The 18,475-nt window shown below is 72.4% G+C and carries 14 protein-coding genes, 2 tRNA genes, 1 other RNA gene and 1 pseudogene; 7 read left to right on the top strand and 11 right to left on the bottom strand.

From position 1 onward, the window contains the following. Nucleotide 1: 1 nt before the first annotated feature. The 7 genes and pseudogenes from AB0F29_RS26660 to AB0F29_RS26690 all read right to left on the bottom strand — a co-directional run bounded on the left by AB0F29_RS26660 (nt 2) and on the right by AB0F29_RS26690 (nt 6,357). Nucleotides 2–892: a hypothetical protein gene (locus tag AB0F29_RS26660; protein ID WP_361876712.1), complete on the bottom strand. Its 891-nt coding sequence runs from the start codon at nt 890–892 to the stop codon at nt 2–4. 92 nt (nt 893–984) lie between these two features. Continuing rightward, nucleotides 985–1,695 (bottom strand): Crp/Fnr family transcriptional regulator, encoded by a 711-nt coding sequence (locus AB0F29_RS26665; RefSeq protein WP_361876715.1) that lies wholly within the window; start codon nt 1,693–1,695, stop codon nt 985–987. A gap of 417 nt (nt 1,696–2,112) precedes the next feature. Further along, entirely contained in the window at nt 2,113–3,897 is a 1,785-nt protein-coding gene (locus tag AB0F29_RS26670; RefSeq protein WP_361876718.1) for a lysyl oxidase family protein, read from the bottom strand. Between the two features lie 349 nt (nt 3,898–4,246). Beyond that, nucleotides 4,247–4,504, bottom strand: a pseudogene (locus AB0F29_RS26675) (DUF2867 domain-containing protein); the annotation flags it as partial. 193 nt (nt 4,505–4,697) lie between these two features. Next, nucleotides 4,698–5,123 (bottom strand): hypothetical protein, encoded by a 426-nt coding sequence (locus tag AB0F29_RS26680; protein ID WP_361876721.1) that lies wholly within the window; start codon nt 5,121–5,123, stop codon nt 4,698–4,700. Next, nucleotides 5,120–5,320, bottom strand: a complete 201-nt coding sequence (locus AB0F29_RS26685) for a CopG family transcriptional regulator (protein WP_361876724.1) — start codon at nt 5,318–5,320, stop codon at nt 5,120–5,122. Before AB0F29_RS26685 ends, AB0F29_RS26680 begins: the two co-directional genes overlap by 4 nt. Before the next feature lie 143 nt (nt 5,321–5,463). After that, nucleotides 5,464–6,357, bottom strand: coding sequence for a phosphorothioated DNA-binding restriction endonuclease (locus AB0F29_RS26690; protein WP_361876727.1), 894 nt, complete (start codon nt 6,355–6,357; stop codon nt 5,464–5,466). 466 nt (nt 6,358–6,823) lie between these two features. Between AB0F29_RS26690 and AB0F29_RS26695 the strand changes: the two genes are divergently transcribed. Beyond that, entirely contained in the window at nt 6,824–7,045 is a 222-nt protein-coding gene (locus AB0F29_RS26695; protein WP_361876730.1) for a hypothetical protein, read from the top strand. Nucleotides 7,046–7,126: 81 nt separating this feature from the next. On the opposite strand, the gene AB0F29_RS26700 is transcribed toward AB0F29_RS26695, so the two are convergent. Beyond that, nucleotides 7,127–7,214 (bottom strand) — tRNA-Ser (locus tag AB0F29_RS26700). A gap of 145 nt (nt 7,215–7,359) precedes the next feature. On the opposite strand from AB0F29_RS26700, the gene ffs reads away from it, so the two are divergent. From ffs to AB0F29_RS26730, 6 genes are all read left to right on the top strand, one after another. Next, nucleotides 7,360–7,454, top strand: an RNA gene (gene ffs / locus AB0F29_RS26705) — signal recognition particle sRNA small type. Nucleotides 7,455–7,588: 134 nt separating this feature from the next. Then, nucleotides 7,589–9,820: a DNA polymerase III subunit gamma and tau gene (locus AB0F29_RS26710; protein WP_361876733.1), complete on the top strand. Its 2,232-nt coding sequence runs from the start codon at nt 7,589–7,591 to the stop codon at nt 9,818–9,820. A 185-nt stretch (nt 9,821–10,005) separates the two neighbouring features. Then, nucleotides 10,006–11,256 carry a phosphoribosylamine--glycine ligase gene (gene purD / locus AB0F29_RS26715; RefSeq protein ID WP_361876736.1) on the top strand — a complete coding sequence of 417 codons (1,251 nt, stop codon included), beginning with the start codon at nt 10,006–10,008 and terminating at the stop codon, nt 11,254–11,256. Nucleotides 11,257–11,596: 340 nt separating this feature from the next. Beyond that, entirely contained in the window at nt 11,597–13,288 is a 1,692-nt protein-coding gene (locus AB0F29_RS26720) for a hypothetical protein (RefSeq protein ID WP_361876739.1), read from the top strand. Between the two features lie 425 nt (nt 13,289–13,713). Continuing rightward, nucleotides 13,714–15,168, top strand: a complete 1,455-nt coding sequence (locus AB0F29_RS26725; RefSeq protein ID WP_361876742.1) for a N,N-dimethylformamidase beta subunit family domain-containing protein — start codon at nt 13,714–13,716, stop codon at nt 15,166–15,168. Nucleotides 15,169–15,372: 204 nt separating this feature from the next. Further along, nucleotides 15,373–16,287 (top strand): phosphoribosylaminoimidazolesuccinocarboxamide synthase, encoded by a 915-nt coding sequence (locus AB0F29_RS26730; RefSeq protein WP_018957152.1) that lies wholly within the window; start codon nt 15,373–15,375, stop codon nt 16,285–16,287. 109 nt (nt 16,288–16,396) lie between these two features. Here the strand turns inward: AB0F29_RS26730 and AB0F29_RS26735 are convergent. From AB0F29_RS26735 to AB0F29_RS26745, 3 genes are all read right to left on the bottom strand, one after another. Next, nucleotides 16,397–16,469 (bottom strand) — tRNA-Gly (locus AB0F29_RS26735). 23 nt (nt 16,470–16,492) lie between these two features. Beyond that, entirely contained in the window at nt 16,493–17,113 is a 621-nt protein-coding gene (locus AB0F29_RS26740) for a response regulator transcription factor (RefSeq protein WP_003968028.1), read from the bottom strand. Further along, entirely contained in the window at nt 17,110–18,474 is a 1,365-nt protein-coding gene (locus AB0F29_RS26745; protein ID WP_361876746.1) for a histidine kinase, read from the bottom strand. Before AB0F29_RS26745 ends, AB0F29_RS26740 begins: the two co-directional genes overlap by 4 nt. Nucleotide 18,475: the final 1 nt, after the last annotated feature.

Below are 18,475 nucleotides of genomic sequence, written 5' to 3' on the forward strand. Positions count from 1 at the left end.
GTCAGTCCTTCCGGGGGCCGGCGCCGGTGACCCGGCCGATGTGCACGGGCTGCTGGTAGACGTTGTGCTGATGCACGGACAGGTCGCCCTGCGCGCTGTACCGGGCGGACGCGTCTCCGTCCTCGATCCCGTCCTCGTCCTCCTCGTCGACCCGGTCGTCCCGTACGCGCTCCGGAGCGGCGGCGGCCCGAGCGGTGTCCGTCCCGGCGGACGGAGCAGCGGCGGACGGAGCGCCCGTGCTGGATTCGGTCGTGCCGGATTCCGTCGGTCCCGGCTCCTCCGGGGCGCTCGGCCCGATGCCCGGCGCGGGCCGTCCCGGCAGGTGGAACCAGGCGGAGACCTCCCCCTCCTTCAGGGCGAGCCGCGCCCGGGAGAAACGCGCGGGCTCGATGAACTTGCCCCCGGCGGAGACCACGTCGACGTAGAGGGAGTCGGAGACGGCGAGGACCAGATCGGCCTGTTCGCGGTCGAGCAGCTGCCGGGCGACGGGCGAGTCGGCGAGCCGGCAGGTCAGATCGACCGCGCGCCCGCTGATGCCCCGGCTGTCATGGCGTACGGGGCCGACGTGCATGGCCACCCGCAGCCCGAGCGGCACGAGCAGGGAGCGGTTCTCCTCACGCAGGTTCTCGTGGACCTCCACCATCCACAGCCCGAGCAGCCGCGTCACGGCGATCCGGCCGGGGATCGACACCAGCACGCCGTCCCCGCGGTCCTCCATGTGGACGGCGTCCCGGCCCACCCCGGCCTGGGCGAACGCGGTCTCCAGGACCCGGTAGATCCGCTCCCTCATCCGCGGCTTGTCCGCGTCGCCGTACTGCCCGGAACGTCTGGCGTCCACGCTGATGACCAGCTCGTAACGTGCCTCTCCGGCATCCAACGCGTCGTGCTCCACCGCGTGTCCCCGCTCTCTCTGCGCTTGCCGTCCCCCACAGCTTCCGGCCCGGGACGAAGGCCGTCTGTAGCCGTTTACACACGGCGGGGGTCCTACTCCGGATGTCCCTCCGCGAGGAGAGCGAGCAGCGCGGGGTCGAGGATCTCCACCATGCGCGTACCGGTGCGCACGATCTTCTGGGTGCGCAGCAGCCGCAGCGCCTTGGCGACCGCCTCACGGGTCGCCCCGACGGTGGCGGCGAGTTCGTCCTGGGCGAGGTGGACGATGGCGCCGGTGGCCCCGGGGCCGGGCGCGGACGGCGTGTAGGGGCCGGTGGGAGCGGTCCGGGAGAGCTCGGTGAGCCGGCTCGCCAGGCGCTGGAGGACGGTCAGGGAGGCGAGGGCGGAGCGCTCCTGGTCGGCGCTGCGCAGCCGGAAGGTCAGTTGCCGGATCACCAGTCCGCTGACCCGGGGGTGGGTGGCGAGGAACCGGCGGAACGCGTCGCCGCCGATGACGGTCGCCTCGACGGTCCCGAGGGCCCGTACGGTGGCGCTGCGGGGGTGCTGGTCCAACGCGGCCATTTCTCCCAGGAGTTCCCCGGGCCCCCGTAACCCGAGGATGAGCCGGGTGGTGCCGCGGTCGGTGACCTGGGAGACGGTCACCCAGCCGCGCAGCACGATGACCACATGGCCGGTCCGGTCGCCCTCGGTCAGGAGCGGGGTGTCGGCCGCGTACTCCTTGCGGTGTCCCAGGGCCATGACGCTTTCGTACTCCGGGGCGGTCAGAGCCCGCCCGAACGCCAGCTCATCGCCGAGCAGCCCCATGGCCACTCCCCCCGCGGCGGTATGTATGGCCCGATCTCGTTGGCGTAGATGTTTCCAGAACCACCCCTTGAGGGGAGCGAATCGCGCCACACATGCACTACGCATGAGTAACCGATGCGTTGCCTGGTCGGCTGTGGTGTCCGACGAAAGCGCCTTCTCCGCGGCCGCGTCGCGGAGGGGAGCCGTCTGCGGGCCCCGGGCGCCGGCGGTGCTCCTGGTCGCGTCCCTGACCGGCGGAGTCGTGGCGCGGCGGGGGAGCGGCCGCGGAGCCGCGGTGGGGCGGGGCCGGGGTTACGGGTGCACGGGCGAGTTGGCGAGAACTCAGGTTTCGTCCGGGCATGCCGACGGCCCCGGGAACACCTCCCGGGGCCGTCGGAACGTAAGGTGCGGAGCGCCTCAACGCACCGCGAGGACGAGCTAGTTGGCGTTCACCAGGTGATGGGCGGGGACCTTCACGGTGCGGGCGCCCTTCTTCCCTCCGAGGACGACCTTGCGCAGCGCGCTGTTGTTGTTGTGGTTGGTCTCCTTGAGCCGGTTCTCCGGGTTGGCGAGGACCTGGATGTAGTACGTGCCGTTCGGCAGGTCCGTGATGTCGAAGGACTGGCCGGGCAGGTCCTGGGTGTAGGTGTCACCGGAGCCGACGTCGAGCACCTCGCGCACGGAGATCGAGTTCTCCTGGCCGCACGCGGTGGACAGGTCGGTGTTGTCCGGGTGCCAGTTGGCGTTCTTCACCGTGTAGTCGACGGCGTCGGTGTTGGCCAGGCAGAACGCCTCCTTGCCGCTGCGCACCGACTCCTTCTGGTCGGCCTTCAGCAGCCGGTAGCTGGCGAAGTCCGTGAAGTGCCAGTGCTCGTGGCCGGGGCGCGGGTCCCACTCCATGGTGCCGGTCGGGGTGTAGCCGACCTGCTTTCCGGCGGCGTCGTAGAAGTACTGGTACGCGTCCATCAGCTCCTTGCCCGGGGAGCGGAAGCCGTCCACGACGAGCTTGGCCGGGCCCGCGTTCCACACGTTGGCGCTGAAGGCGAGGTAGTCCTTGCCGGGCACCTCCTGGTAGCCGTCGCTGACGGTGATGCCGTACGCGGGCAGCGAGCGCAGGTCGGGCTTGGGCACGTCGGGCACGACCGCCTTGCCGGTGGGCCGCTTCGCGTTGGGCTTGACACCCGGCGCCTGGCGCGACCCGTCGGTCTGCCCGGCACCGTCGCCGGCCTTGGCCGCGGAGAAGGCCTCCCGCTGGAGCGACTCCTTCTTCAGCGCCCAGGGCAGGGCGGCAGGGGCCGGCGGGTAGGGCCCGTGGCCGACGTTGAACGTGGAACCGGCGCCGGTCGTCCGGGCGGCGGGGGCCTCGGTGCGGGCCGGGGCGCCGTGCGCGTGTGCGGAGGGTGCGGCGGGCGCGGCGGCCTTCCCGTGCCCTTCGTGTCCTCCGTTCGCCCCGTGTCCCTGGTGTGCGGACGCGGCGCTGCGGCTGCCGGCGGGGACCGGAGGCGGCTCCTCCCAACTCCGCTCGCGCACGGTGACCTTGACGGTGCGCGTCTGGTTGGCGATGCCGAAGAGGTCGCGGTACTTCTTGGTCACGTTGATCTTGGCGGTGTACTTACCGGCGGCCAGCTGGACCGGCTTGGAGTAGTAGCCGGCGTAGGTGTTGGACGCCCAGCCGTTCTCGACGCCCCACACCGAGCCGAGGGTGAAGGGGTTCACCGGACAGCTCTGCGGATACTTCGACTTGGCGGGCGCGTCGGGCCGGACCCGCCCGGAGGCGTTGTTGGGGCAGAACGCCTCGGTCTGGCTGAGCACCGTCTTGCCCGCCGCGTCGGTGAGCTTGATCTGCGCGAAGTCCGGCAGCCCGGAGAAGTCCTTCACGAGCCCGGCGGGGAGCGCCTTGGTCGTGGTCTTCTTCCCGTTCCGGAAGACCTGCGAGGCGACGACCGGGTCCTTGTAGGACTTCCGGGTCACCTTGAGCTCGAAGGCGCCGTTCTCGGAGGTGAGGTACGTCCCGAGATCCAGATAGACGCCCGGGTCCTCCTTCCAGGAGTCGAGCGTCACCGAGGTGGAGGCGGCGATCAGGCTGAGCTTCGGCGTCGGCTCCGCCGTCTCGGCGCCGGGCGCGGCGGCGACGACACCCGCGGTCACGGCGACGGCCGCGGCGACGGCGATCGAGGGGCGGGTCAGACGGTTCGTGCGGCCCTGCGGGGATCTGGTCATCATTCCTCGTACTTCCGGCTTCCGGGTGCGTGACGGAACGTGGACGAGCAGCACGGCCCCAACTCCAACTCCCCTGTGGCGACGCTGTGTCCGTCCTGTGAGAAGCGGAGTGGCCCCCGCAGGTTGTCTGCACTCACCCGGACGGCCCACAGTTGTCCGAAAAGTACCGCCCGGGTCTCCGCGGCGGAGTCGGGCGGGAAGCCTCGGCACGGCTACTGCGCAGCGACTCTGCCGGACGGTGCCCTCATGCGCTTTTCGGCCACGGGCGCGGGCAGCGGACCGGTCGGCTCGCTTCGTACGGCGCTGGGTCACGGCGCTCTCGACGCGGGTGAGCCGTACGGCGCCGACCCGCCTACGCGGCAAGGCCTCCGGCCGCCGCCCGACGCTCCGCGTCCTCCTGCCACTCCCGGCCGATCGATCGCATCAGGGCCGGATAGACCCCCAGGTACCGGAAGGGTTTGATGCCCAGCATGTACAGGGAGCCGATCCGACCGTTGGGCGTCACCAGAACGGCCAACTGGCCGCGAAAGCCGCCGTTCCCATCGGGGACCCAGCCGATGTGCGGCACCCCGTGCATGGTCTTGTTGGCGCACTCGGCGGCCCACTCGTCCCGCCCCTGGCTGACGGGTGGACACGCCGCATCGGGCGCTCGCGCTGGGACCGGTACGGGCGCAAGTCTGACGGCCGTAGTCCGACTCCGGCCATGCGCCGCGCCGCCGTGGGTCAGACGGCCTGCGCATGGTGAACGGCACAGGACGGGCGTGAACGAGAGCAGACCGGAGACCGCCGACCGGCACGCCGGGTCATACCTTCTTGACGACGATCGACCCCGGGAGCAGTCTCTCCAGGTCGTCCACGTCCGAGGTGAAGACGGTGACCTGCCCCTTCTGCCGGCGCGCGCCGACGGCGAGTATTGCGTCGATCGCGTACTCGTGTCCGTGCAGTTTGGCGTCTGCCAGCAGGCGGCGGGCCTGCCGGGCCTCGTCCTTTCCGATGTCGGCGACTTCGAGCCGGGAAAGCACCCAGTCCCAGCGCTGCTCGGTGGTTCTGCCGTCGTACGCCTCGACCAGCGTCAACGGAGACGTGACCACCTCGGCTTCACCCCGGGCTTCGAGGTCGAGCCACGCGATCATTGTCCGGTCGCCGCGTACGGCGAGGGACAGGGCTTCGCAGTCGAGTACGAAGACGCGCAGCGGTCGCTGCCCGGACTCCCCGGACCGCTTCTTCACGAGGCTTTTCCGGTGCCGTGCGCTCCGGTGGTGCGCCGGTATGCGTGCTCGGCACCGAGGTGCTCCAACTCTTCGAACGCAGTGCTGCGCTCTTCTCCGGTGAGAGGGCCGTGTTCCTCCTGCAGCCAGTCCGACAGTTCCCGCAGTCGGTCCCGGTCGCGCTTGAAGCGCAGCGCTTCGGCGACGTACGCCGACATCCCCGTTCCGCCGCCTCCGCACGGATCTCCTCCAGGAGCTCCTCGGGAATCGTCACCGTCACCTTCTTGGTCGCCATACAGGAGACCAAGCTCTTGGTATCACGCTCCTTACCAGCGCGATCTCATGGCCGCCAGATCGGCGGTCAGGCGGTTGTGGCGGGACGTGGGCTGCCATGGAAGACCTGGCTGGTGTGCCAGGAACGATGGTCGGCGGCGATGGGACGGACGCCCGGCTGGGGGCCGATCACCGGGCGGCCGGCGAGCGCGATGACGTGCTCGCGGGCGGCAGCGCTGCGGCCGACGAAGCTCTGTGAGACCAGGATGCGATGGCCCTCGTCGAGACCGAGGACGCCTTTGTCGAAAAGCATGTGGTGCAGCGAGCACAGGCACAGCCCGTTCTCGACGTCATCCGGTCCGTCGAACGCCCACCAGCGCACGTGGGCGGCCTCGAGCCCGACTGGAGCCGCGCCGATCCTGCCGTCGTACCCGCAGAAGGCGCATTGGTACTCGTACGCCGTCAGCACTGTCTCCCGCATCCGCCGATCCCGCCGCCTGCGCGCGGCCGAGATCTGCCCGGTCTCGTCCTCTTCCAGCTCCAGGCCGACGACTTCGCACAGCTCGCCGTGGAGGGAGGGCGGGAAGTTCAGATCGAGCAGCACGCGTGCCATCCGGGGGAGAAGGGACGGCTCGCGCCGCAGCGCCGCCCGTAGCTCCGGCGTCAGCCGCCCCGCGGCGCCGGTTGCGCGCAGTTCCCCGACTCCGGTCCCGGGGCTGCCCGGCCCGCGGTCGGTGCGCACCTCCCACACGCCGTCACTCACCAGATGATGGAAGGGGTACGCGGGCGTCGTCCGGTTGCCGGGACCGTACTCGGCGAGCAGCCCTCGCAGATCCCCCTCTACGGCGCTGTACCGCAGCTCGGCGTCGGCGTCCCGCTGGAACCGGCTGAGCGCGTACAGGAGCAGCAACGGCTTGTGCGGGGCCCGCGTCCCGCTCCTCGTCCACTGCCTCAATTGCGCCGTGCGTTCGACCCAGTCCATGGTCGGCGATGGTAAGGGCAGTTCGTCACGACGTAGGGGCCCCGGTGCCGAACGAGCCCGGAGCGGGAAGCGCCGTAGCGGCGGCCCGCAGCCCGGCGGTCGGCGTGCTCAGGCCGACCGTCACCGGAGTCACCGTCGGCGAGGGCCGCCGCCGTCGGCCAGGGACCGGGGCGACGGGGTCGGTCCCTGCGCGGACGGAATGCCCGGCGAAGTCGTAATACGCGTCAATCAGCCTGGACAACAGGCAGGCCGAGCGCGTCCGGACCCACGCGGAGTGGGCTGGAATGGGCGTGTCCGCTTATCTCGTCAACGCTGCGATCCGGCAGGGCCGAGACAGAAGCGGCGGAGGCCCAGTCCCGCCACGGTGCACGCCCTGGCCGGGGTGATGAAGGATTGCACAGTGCCTCGGGCTCGTAGTTCCGCCCGAGCCATGCGCTCTACCAGCGTGGGGCAGACGGAATGCATCATGTGCGCCACCGGCCCGGACATCACCGAATGGCAACGCATCGGAAGCGCACTCGGTTCGGCAGAGCTGCACCTGAAGAAGCGGCCGGACGCTGTGGATGCCCTGGTGGCTCTCACGGCCGCCCGACACGGCAGCGCCGTGATCTTCACCAGTGCTCCGGCGGACCTCGTCGCCTACCTGAAGGCGCTGGATGCCCAGGACGTGCACGTGGTGCGGATCTGAGCGCCGGTCAGCAGTTGGTCAACGTCGAAGGCCCCCGCAGCGAGCTGCGGGGGCCTTCGACGTATTGCCCGGTGAGAGCAATGGCGGAGGATACGAGATTCGAACTCGTGAGGGGTTGCCCCCAACACGCTTTCCAAGCGTGCGCCCTAGGCCACTAGGCGAATCCTCCGCCGCAAACAATACAAGACGTTGGAGGGTGCTCGCGAACACGTTCGCCGAAGATCGTCCGGAGAGGGTGTCGGGGGGCGGTTCTGCTGTCGTCCGGTGGGGCGGGCGGGTGGACCGGAGGGGGTGGGGATCCGCTAAGGTGGGCGTCAGCCCCTCACGTGGCGCTATCTGACTGAACTCCCCCAGGGCCGGAAGGCAGCAAGGGTAGGTCGGCTCTGGCGGGTGCGTGGGGGGCCCTTTGCGTCCCGGGGGCGTTGGCGCGGGGGAGCCCCGGCGGGCCGGGCGGCGCCGGGTGGGGGCTGGGCCGTGGCCTGGCGGTGAGGGGATCGGGCGGCGTGGGGCCGGTTGTCAGTCGACCCCGATAACCTCGTAGGTGTGTCGTCCCTTGCGCTGTACCGCCGCTACCGCCCCGAGTCGTTCGCCGAGGTCATCGGTCAGGAGCATGTCACTGACCCGCTCCAGCAGGCCCTGCGGAACAACCGGGTCAATCACGCGTACCTGTTCAGCGGGCCGCGCGGCTGTGGAAAGACGACCAGCGCGCGCATCCTCGCCCGCTGCCTGAACTGCGAGCAGGGGCCCACGCCGACCCCGTGCGGGGAGTGCCAGTCCTGTCAGGACCTCGCGCGAAACGGGCCGGGTTCCATCGATGTGATCGAGATCGACGCCGCCTCGCACGGTGGTGTGGACGACGCCCGTGATCTGCGCGAGAAGGCGTTCTTCGGGCCCGCCTCCAGTCGTTACAAGATCTACATCATCGACGAGGCGCACATGGTCACCCCGGCGGGCTTCAACGCCCTGCTGAAGGTGGTCGAGGAGCCGCCGGAGCACCTCAAGTTCATCTTCGCGACGACCGAGCCCGAGAAGGTCATCGGGACGATCCGGTCGCGTACGCACCACTATCCGTTCCGGCTGGTGCCCCCGGGGACCCTCCGCAGCTATCTCGCCGATGTCTGCGGGCGGGAGAACAGCCCCGTCGAGGACGGCGTCCTCCCGCTCGTCGTGCGCGCCGGGGCCGGGTCCGTGCGTGACTCGATGTCCGTCATGGACCAGCTGCTGGCCGGTGCGGGCGACGACGGTGTGACGTATGCCATGGCCACCTCGCTCCTCGGGTACACCGACGGCTCCCTGCTCGACTCGGTCGTCGACGCCTTCGCCGCCGGCGACGGTGCCGCCGCCTTCGAGGTCGTCGACCGGGTCATCGAGGGCGGCAACGATCCTCGTCGGTTCGTGGCGGACCTCCTGGAGCGGCTGCGCGACCTGGTGATCCTCGCCGCCGTGCCCGACGCCGGCGAGAAGGGGCTCATCGACGCGCCCGCCGATGTCGTCGAGCGCATGCAGGCCCAGGCCTCCGTCTTCGGCGCCGCCGAGCTGAGCCGCGCCGCCGATCTGGTCAACGACGGGCTCACGGAGATGCGCGGGGCCACCTCGCCGCGGCTCCAGGTGGAGCTGATCTGCGCCCGGGTCCTGCTGCCCGCCGCCTACGACGACGAGCGGTCGCTGCAGGCCCGCCTCGACCGGCTGGAGCGCGGGGCCTCGGCCGCCGCAGCCGCCGGGTTCGCCGCGCCGCCCGCCGCCGCGGCGCCGATGGGGTACGCACCAAGCCCTGACGCCCACGCCCCGCAGGCTCACGCCCCGCAGGCCGTGGGCCCGGACGCGGCCCGTGCAGCCGTACGGGGCGAGGCGCCGCCCGTCGCTCCCGCCTACGCGCCGCCTGTCGCCCAGCCCGCCCCGCAAGCTCCCGCCGAGGCCCCCCCGGCTGCCCCGCAGGCCGCCGAGCCCGCCCAGCGGCCCGGTTCCTGGCCCGCAGCGGCCGGCGGGGACCAGGCCCGTCGCCCCGGCGGCTGGCCCACCGCGTCCGCCCCCGGCAGCGGTCCGGCCCCCGCCGCCTCCCCGCCGCCCGCCGCCGCTCCGGCCGCCCCCGCCGTTCCGGTCGCGCCCGAGGGGGGCCAGGACATGGCCCAGGGCGCTGCCCAGGTGCGGAACATGTGGCCGGACATCCTGGAGGCGGTCAAGAGCCGCCGACGCTTCACCTGGATCCTGCTCAGCCAGAACGCCCAGGTCGCCGGGTTCGACGGGACGACGCTCCGGATCGGCTTCCTCAACGCGGGAGCCCGGGACAACTTCGCGAGCAGCGGCAGCGAGGAGATCCTCAAGCAGGCCCTCGTCGAACGGTTCAACGCCCAGTGGCGCATCGAAGCGGTCATCGACACCTCCGGCGGCGGTGTGGCGCCCCCGGGCCCGGGCGCCGGACGCCCCGCCCCGCAGTACCAGCCCGCCCCGGCAGCCCCCGCTGCCCCGGTCGCGTACGAGCCCCGGCCCCAGCACTCCGCCCCGCAGCAGCCCCCGCCCTCGCCGCTGGGGCAGCACGCGCCGCCGCCCCAGCAGCAGCCGCCGCCCGCCGCGCCGCCGCGGGGCCGGGAGGCCGTGCCCGCTCCCGAGCCCTCCCACAGCTCTTACGGGGCGGAGCCGCCGCGTAACGTCGCCCCCGAGGACGACACCCCGGAGGCCGACGATCCGGATCTCGTCGACTCCGCCCTCTCCGGCCACGAGCTGATCGTCCGCGAGCTGGGCGCCACGGTCGTCGAGGAGTTCACCAACGAGCAGTGACGAGCAGTGATGAGCGGTGATGAGCGGTGACGCGGAGGACGCACTGCCGCGCACAGTGACGAGTGACGCGTAGGACGCAGTGCCGCGCAGGACGCGTCGACGCGGTGACGGCGAGAGCGGGAAGCCGCCCGTCCACGGACTGGTGGCCGTCCGAGCTCCCCGCGCCCGGCGGCTAGGCTGCACCCGTGAAGGTCCTCGTCATCGGCGGCGGCGCCCGCGAACACGCCCTGTGCCGCTCTCTGTCCCTCGACCCCGATGTCACCGCTCTGTACTGCGCCCCCGGCAACGCCGGCATCGCAGAGGTGGCCGAACTGCACCCGGTGGACGCGCTCGACGGTGACGCCGTCGCGCGCCTCGCGACCGAGCTGGGCGCCGGGCTGGTGGTCGTCGGCCCGGAGGCGCCGCTCGTCGCCGGGGTCGCCGACGCCGTGCGCGCGGCCGGCATCCCCTGCTTCGGCCCCTCCGGCGAAGCCGCGCGGCTGGAAGGCTCCAAGGCGTTCGCCAAGGACGTCATGGCCGGCGCCGGCGTTCCCACCGCCCGCAGCTACGTCTGCACCACCCCCGAGGAGATCGACGAGGCCCTCGACGCCTTCGGCGCCCCGTACGTCGTCAAGGACGACGGCCTCGCGGCCGGCAAGGGCGTCGTCGTCACCGACGACCCGGCCGCCGCCCGCGCCCACGCGCTGTCCTGCGACCGTGTGGTCATCGAGGAGTTCCTCGACGGTCCCGAGGTCAGCCTCTTCGCGATCACCGACGGCACGACCGTGCTGCCGCTCCAGCCCGCCCAGGACTTCAAGCGCGCCCTCGACGGCGACGAGGGTCCGAACACCGGCGGCATGGGCGCCTACTCCCCGCTCCCGTGGGCGGACCCCAAGCTGGTCGACGAGGTCCTCCAGACGGTGCTCCAGCCGACCGTCGACGAGCTGCGCCGACGCGGCACGCCCTTCTCCGGGCTGCTCTACGCGGGCCTCGCGATCACCTCGCGCGGCGTGCGGGTCATCGAGTTCAACGCCCGGTTCGGCGACCCGGAGACCCAGGTCGTGCTCGCCCGCCTGAAGACTCCGCTGGCCGGTGTCCTGCTCGCCTCCGCCAACGGCACGCTCGACGTCCTGCCCCCGCTGAACTGGCGCGACGACGCCGCGGTCACCGTGGTCATCGCCTCGCACAACTACCCGGACACCCCGCGCACCGGCGACCCGATCGACGGGCTCGCGGACGTCGCGGCGCAGGATGCCCCCGACGCGTACGTCCTGCACGCCGGGACCCGCGCCGAGGGCGGCGCGGTGCTCAGCGCGGGCGGCCGGGTCCTCTCGGTGACCGCGACCGGCAAGGACCTCACGGCGGCCCGGGAGCGTGCCTACACCGCGCTCGGCCGGATCAGGCTGGACGGCTCCCAGCACCGCACGGACATCGCCCTGAAGGCCTCCCGGGGCTGACCCGCCCCGGTCACCGGCTCCCCGCGCACCGTGGCCCCTCCGCCCGCCCCCGTACGCCACCGGCGTACGCGGAAGGCGCGAGGGGCTGCCGCATGTCCGGGCGCGGCGGCGAGCGGTCGGCCGGGCCGCTTACCCATGGACGCGAACACGTCAGCAGCTTTACCCAAAGCCATTCCATCGAGTGACGACTGGGCCATCCGGATGACGGCTGCCGGGGCCCCAACTAGGGTGCGGCGCAAGCGTTCGGGCACTTGGCCCACCGACATTGCGATGTCGGTGCCGGGTGCCACAGTGGGGGAGTGAGCAACACCGTCGCGTGGCAGAGGGGGTGACGTCCGGCGTGTCCGGTATCGATGTGGGTGAGGAGCTGGGGGCGCGGGCCGCACAGGCCCGAGCGCTCTCCTTGCTGCGGATCCGCAGCAGGGCACTGGCCGTGGCGATCCTGCCCGCGGCCGTCGCCGTCGTGCTGTTCGCCGCGGGCGCGCAGGGGCACCTGGCCGGTGCGCCCTGGGACGCCGTGCGCTGGGCGGTCCTCGGCGTCGCGGTCGTCGTGCTGCTGGTGACCGTCCTGGTCGCCGTCTCGGTGGCCCGCGCGCGGCCCGCCATGAGCCCGACCGTCTCCGTGCCGGAGGAAGGGGCGCCCGACCTCTACCGCCTGGTCCGGGACCTGGCCGACCGGCTCGACGTGCCCGCGCCCTCGGCCATAGCGCTGACCCCGGACTGCGACAGCTGGCTGGAGGACCGGACGCACCGGGCGCTCCGGAGGGGCGCGGGGGTCGCGGTGGAGGCCGGGGATACCGCACCTGTCCTGGTCATCGGCTCGCCGTTCCTGTGGTGGATGCGGGTCGCCGAGCTCCGGGCGGTCCTCGCGCCCGTGGTGGCGGGCACCGGCCCGTCCGCGCACCCCGACATAGCCGCCGCCCGCCGCTTCGTACGCGGCCTGGACGCCTCGATCGCCGATGCCGCCGCCCCTGGGCGGGGCGCGGTGCGCGGGGCGCCGCTCGCCTTCGCCGGCGGGGTCTCCCGGCTGCTGCTGCGGGCCTGCCGGGACCATGCCGCCGAGATGGAGCGCTGTGTGGCGGCCGCCGCGTCCATGCGGGCCCAGACGGTCGACCACGGGCTGCGGACCGCCGCCCAGGAACAGGTCGGCCTCGCCTATGCCGGCTGGGACCGGCTGTTGACCCGGGTGGCGCTGCCCGCCTGGCGGATGGGCCGCTGGCCCTCCCGGCTGGACGCCGGGGTCGTCTCCGCGCTCACCGAGCTGTCCCGCCGGGACCGGCTGGCCGACGGCTTCGCCCTGCGCCTCGGCGAGCGGCCCGCCTGCGACCTGCTGGAGGAGCCCGGGGTGGCCGACGAGGCGGCGTCCCTGCTCGCCGCCCGGCTCTTCCACGGCGGACCCGCCGAGAGCGGTCCGGGCTGGGCGCCGGTGGACTGGCAGCAGTATCCCGACGAGGTCGTCGACCGCACATGGCGTACAGAAGCGGCCCGGCTGCACCGGGTCCTGGACACCTTGGGTGTTCCCCGGGCCTCCGCCGCCGACCCGGCCGTCCCCACACTGGCCAGGGTCATGGAGCATCTGTCCGGTTCCGGTGGACCCGGCGGTCCGGGCGAGAAGCTCGCGGCGGGTATCGGCGCGGCGGTCGCCCGTGAGGCTGCCGAGGCTCCGGGGCACAGCGGACCGGAGCACAGCGGCCCCGGTCACGGCGGTATGGGGGCCGGCGCGGCCGACGACCCCCTCGACCTCTGGGGGCCGGGACCGCTGCCCCTCTTCCCGCTCCAGCCGCCGCGTACGGGCACCGAGCTGCTCGCCGACCACGTCGCCGCCATGGTCTGCTGCGCGGCCGTGGACACGGCGGGCGCGGCCCCCGGCCTCGACTGGCTGGACGGCCCCGCCCTGCTCGTCGGCGGCGAGCGCCGGGCGGACCTCGCGGCCCCGGTCCTCAGCCTCGTCGAGGACGGCGATCCGGACCCGCTGCTGTCCTGGCTCGCCGAAGTGGGCGTGCGTTCCGACAAGCCGGTCCGACTGGTCTGAGCACAAGCCGGCCGAGGCTCGTCTGAGCGCAAGCCGATCCGAGTGGTCTGCGCACAAGCTGACAGGCTGGTCCGAGCACAAGCCGGCCGAGGCTGGTCCGCGTACGAGCCGGTCCGACAGGTCCGTGTACAAGCCGGCCGTCCGATCCCGCCGCTAGCCCGTCCGGCTGGTCCGACCACAGCGCCGACCGGTCCGACGACGAGCTCGGGCCTGGTCCGACGACGAGCTCCGGCCTGGTACGACGACCCGGTGCAACAGGCCCACCGACAGGGCTCGGAGGCTTCCCGGTCCCGTCAATTAGCGACGAAGGGTGACGAACCGCGTGCGTTATGTGATGTGCTGGGGATCGGCGCTGACTTTCGGCGCACCAGAGTTGTCCGGGGGATCCCCAGAGCTGTCCGGGGGATCCGAGGGAGGGGCGCGGCATGGGGGCGGAGCAGATTCGCCGGTGGGAGTCGGGTGCCCTCGCGCACGCGGTGAGCGATCCCTTCGGGCAGGGCCCGCTGCCCTGGCTGCGCGGCAGTGAGAACTACTTCGACGACACCGGCCAGGTGGTTCCCTGGTACGCCGACCTCGCCCGCTCCACCGGCGGCGGCACCCGTACCGCGGACGACGTGCACCGCCAGATCAAGGGCTTCGTCTCGCCCGGCGCGGCGGCCCCCGGCGAGGCCATCGACTTCCACATCACCGTGGACCCGCCCCAGCAGTTCTCCGTCGACGTCTACCGGATCGGTCATTACGGCGGCGACGGCGCGGCCAAGATCACTACGAGTCCGCGGCTCTCCGGCATCGTCCAGCCCCCGCCGCTCGCCGCCGACCGGACCGTCTCCTGCCACCACTGGTGGATGTCCTGGCGGCTCCAGATCCCGAGCTACTGGTCCGTCGGCGCGTACGTGGCGGTCCTGACCACTGTTGACGGCTACCGCTCGCACGTCCCCTTCACCGTGCGCCACGACCACCCCGCCGACCTGCTGCTCCTGCTGCCCGACATCACCTGGCAGGCGTACAACCTCTATCCGGAGGACGGCCGTACCGGTGCCAGCCTCTACCACGCGTGGGACGAGCAGGGGCGGCTGCTCGGCGAGGAGGACGCCGCCGTCACGATCTCCTTCGACCGCCCGTACGCCGGGGCCGGGCTGCCGCTGCACGTGGGGCACGCGTACGACTTCATCCGCTGGGCCGAGCGGTACGGCTACGACCTCGCCTACGCCGACGCCCGCGACCTGCACGCGGGCCGCGTCGACCCCAGCCGCTACCGGGGCCTGGTCTTCCCCGGCCACGACGAGTACTGGACGCTGCCGATGCGCCGGGCCGCCGAGCGCGCCCGGGACTCCGGCACCTCGCTCGTCTTCCTCTCCGCCAACACCATGTACTGGCAGGTGGGCCTCGCCCCGTCGGCCTCCGGCGAGGCGGACCGGCTGCTGACCTGCCGCAAGCGCCGGGGGCCCGGCAAGTCCGCCCTGTGGCGCGAGGTGGACCGGCCCGAGCAGCAGCTCCTGGGCATCCAGTACGCGGGCCGGGTGCCCGATCCCCGCCCGCTCGTCGTGCGCAACGCCGAGCACTGGCTCTGGGACTCCACGGGCGCGGTCGAGGGCGACGAGATCCCGGGCCTGGTCGCCGGTGAGGCCGACCGCTACTTCCCGCGCACCAGCCTGCCCGAGCACGACAACCGGATCCTGCTCGCCCACTCCCCGTACGAGGACTCCGAGGGCACCACCCGACACCAGGAGACCTCGCTCTACCAGTCCCCCTCCGGCGCGTACGTCTTCGCCTCCGGCACCTTCGCCTGGTCCCCGGCCCTGGACCGCCCCGGGCACACGGACCCCCGCATTCAGCGGGCCACGGCCAACCTCCTCGACCGGATCTGCAAGCGGGACTGACCGGGTCAGAGGAACGCGACGGCCCCGGCCCGAGGAACGCGACGGCCCGGGTCCTCGAAACGCACGACCGCCCCGGGCCCTCCGAAACGCACGACCGACCCGAGTCCTCGAAACACGCGGCCGGTCACCGGGCCCCGGGCGCGGACCCGGCCGCGGATACGGGACAATCGGAACCGCTCCTGGATCAATCTACGCGGAGGCACCGTGTCCGGTTTTGTAGAAAAGCCCGAGCCCGTACAGGTACCGGGCCTCACCCACCTGCACACCGGCAAGGTGCGTGACCTGTACCGGAACGAGGCGGGCGACCTCGTCATGGTCGCCAGCGACCGTATCTCCGCGTACGACTGGGTCCTGCCCACCGAGATCCCCGACAAGGGCCGTGTCCTCACCCGGCTCTCGCTCTGGTGGTTCGACCAGCTCGCCGACCTGGTGCCCAACCACGTCATCTCCACCGAGCTGCCCCCGGGCGCCCCGGCCGACTGGGCGGGCCGCACCCTCATCTGCAAGTCGTTGCGGATGGTCGAGGTCGAGTGCGTGGCCCGCGGCTATCTGACCGGCTCCGGACTCGTCGAGTACGACGCCACCCGTACGGTCTGCGGCATCGGTCTCCCCGAGGGACTGGTCAACGGGTCCGAGCTGCCCGGTCCGATCTTCACCCCGGCCACCAAGGCGGCCGTCGGCGACCACGACGAGAACGTCAGCTACGAGAACGTAGCCCGCGAGGTCGGTGCGGAGACCGCCGCCGAGCTGCGGCGCACGACGCTCGACGTCTACCGCCGGGCCCGGGACATCGCGCACGGGCGCGGGATCATCCTGGCCGACACCAAGTTCGAGTTCGGCTTCGAGACCACCGAGGACGGGACCGAGCGGCTGATCATCGCCGACGAGGTGCTGACCCCGGACTCCTCCCGCTTCTGGCCCGCCGCCACCTGGGAGCCCGGCCGGGCGCAGCCCAGCTACGACAAGCAGTTCGTGCGCGACTGGCTCACCTCGCCGGCCTCCGGCTGGGACCGCGCGAGCGAGCAGCCGCCCCCGGCGCTGCCGCAGGAGATCGTGGCGGCGACCCGCGCCAAGTACATCGAGGCGTACGAGGTGCTGACCGGCACCAACTGGTCGTGACGGCAGCCGGATACGCAAGGCCGTGACGGCAGCTGAATACGCAAGGCCGTAACGGCGGCCGGATACGCGAGAAGCCCCGGTCCGAGAGGACCGGGGCTTCTTCATTCGGAGCGGACGACCAGGTTCGAACTGGCGACCTCAACCTTGGCAAGGTTGCGCTCTACCAACTGAGCTACGTCCGCAGTGCGCCGAAGCGCGATGCCTACTATACCCAACCCCGCTCGCGGGCGAGACGCACTGCCGTGTGCCGGTTCTCCGCGCCGATCTTGGTCGCGGCCGAGGAGAGGTAGTTGCGGACCGTCCCCTGCGAGAGCGAGGCCCGCTCCGCGATCTCCGCGACCGGAGCTCCGTCCGCCGCCAGTTCGAGCACCTCGGCCTCCCTGGCGGTCAGCGGGGAGTCCCCGGCGGAGATGGCGTCGGCCGCCAACTCGGGATCCACGTAACGGTTTCCGGCGTGGACGGTACGGATGATCTCCGCCAGCCGCCGGGCGCTGACCGTCTTCGGCACGAAGCCCCGTACGCCGGCGGCCAGGGCCCGCTTGAGGTGCCCGGGGCGGCCGTGGCTGGTCACGATCATGGTGCGGCAGTGAGGCAGCTCGGTCCGCAGCGATGTGGCGACCTTCACACCGTCCGCGCCCGGCATCTGGAGGTCCAGGACGGCGACGTCGGGCCGGTGCGCCAGGGCCATCGCCAGGGCCTCGGGGCCGCTCGCCGCCTCCGCGACCACGACGAGGTCCTCCTCCAGGGCGAGCAGTGCGGCCAGCGCGCCCCGGATCAGGTGCTCGTCGTCGGCCAGCAGAACCCGCAGGGGCTGCGCGGTGGTCATCGTTCCTCCGGGTGGGCGGCAGGGGCGGGGGAAGGTCCGGGCTCGGAGGACAGAGCGAGGGGGCCGTTCGCGTCCGGGCGGGGAGCCGTGAGCGGCACCGTCGCCGTCACCCGGAAGAGGTCGTCCCCGGCGGCTCCGGCGGTGAGCGATCCGCCGAGCGCGCCGAGCCGTACCCGCAGCCCGGCCAGGCCCGAACCGCCGCCGTCGCCGCCGTCGTCGTCGTCAGCGCCGCTGAGCGGGCGGGTGGCGCCGGCCCCGTCGTTCTCGACCTCCAGGACCACCGCGTCCCGCGTCCGCGTGAGCCGGATCCAGCAGTGGCGCGGGTCGCCGTGGCGCAGGACGTTCGTCGCGGTCTCGCGGACCACCCAGCCGAGCGCGGCCTGGACGGCGGCGGGAGCCCCGATGCCGGCCGCGCCGTCCGCGCCCTCGACGGTGCAGGTGATCCCGGCGGCCTGCAACACGCCTTGCGCGCCCATGAGTTCGGTGGGCAGGTCGGCCTCCCGGTAGCCGCGTACGACATCGCGGACCTCCTGCTGGGAGGCGCGTGCGATCCGCTGCACCTCGACCATCTGGTCCATCGCCGCGGGGTTCCCGCGCTGGGCCAGCTCCACGGCCAGCTCACTCTTGAGGGCGATCACCGACAGGTTCCGGCCGAGCACGTCGTGCATGTCCCGGCCGAACCGCAGCCGCTCCTCCGCCACCGCCAGCCGGGCCTGCATGTCCCGCGCCTCCTCCGCCTGCCACATCACGGAGAGGCTCCAGACGCTCGGCCGTGCCGAGGTGAGCACCAGCAGGGTGACGACGACCAGCGAGACGACCGCCCCGAACAGCAGACCACCCGGAATACCCACGGCCGCCAGGAGCGCTACGACGGCCACCGAGAAGGCAGCGCAGTGGAGCAGGAACTTCCGGACGGGAACGAGCAGGACGTACGGGATGGTGAACGCCACGGGCAGGTCCAGCACCAGCAGGACGAGTCCCTCGCCTTTCACACCGCCCACCGCCGCGAGTGCCACCAGAAGGCCGGTCATCAGCACCTGGAGCGCGGCGGGCAGGCGCAACCGCCCCGTAGGGAACGGCTGCGTCCCCCGGTAGTCGTCGAAGGCGGGGGACAGATTGCGGTTGCTCAGCACGGACTGGGCGATGTTGGTGGCGAGGAAAGCCCCTCCCAGGGCCATCGCCACCGGCCCCTCGTCCAGGGTCTCGCCGAGCGGCAGCAGCCCCCAGGACACCGCGAAGCCCCAGGTGATCGAGCAGAGCGTCAACCGCGTGTAGAGGTCGATGCGCTCAAGCTTGCTGCGTTCGTGCCAGCCGCGCCGCCAGCCCCGTACCCGACCGATCACACCCCTCAGCCCCTTCATG

The sequence above is a fragment of the Streptomyces sp. NPDC026589 genome, assembly GCF_040638385.1.
Taxonomy (GTDB): Bacteria; Actinomycetota; Actinomycetes; order Streptomycetales; family Streptomycetaceae; genus Streptomyces.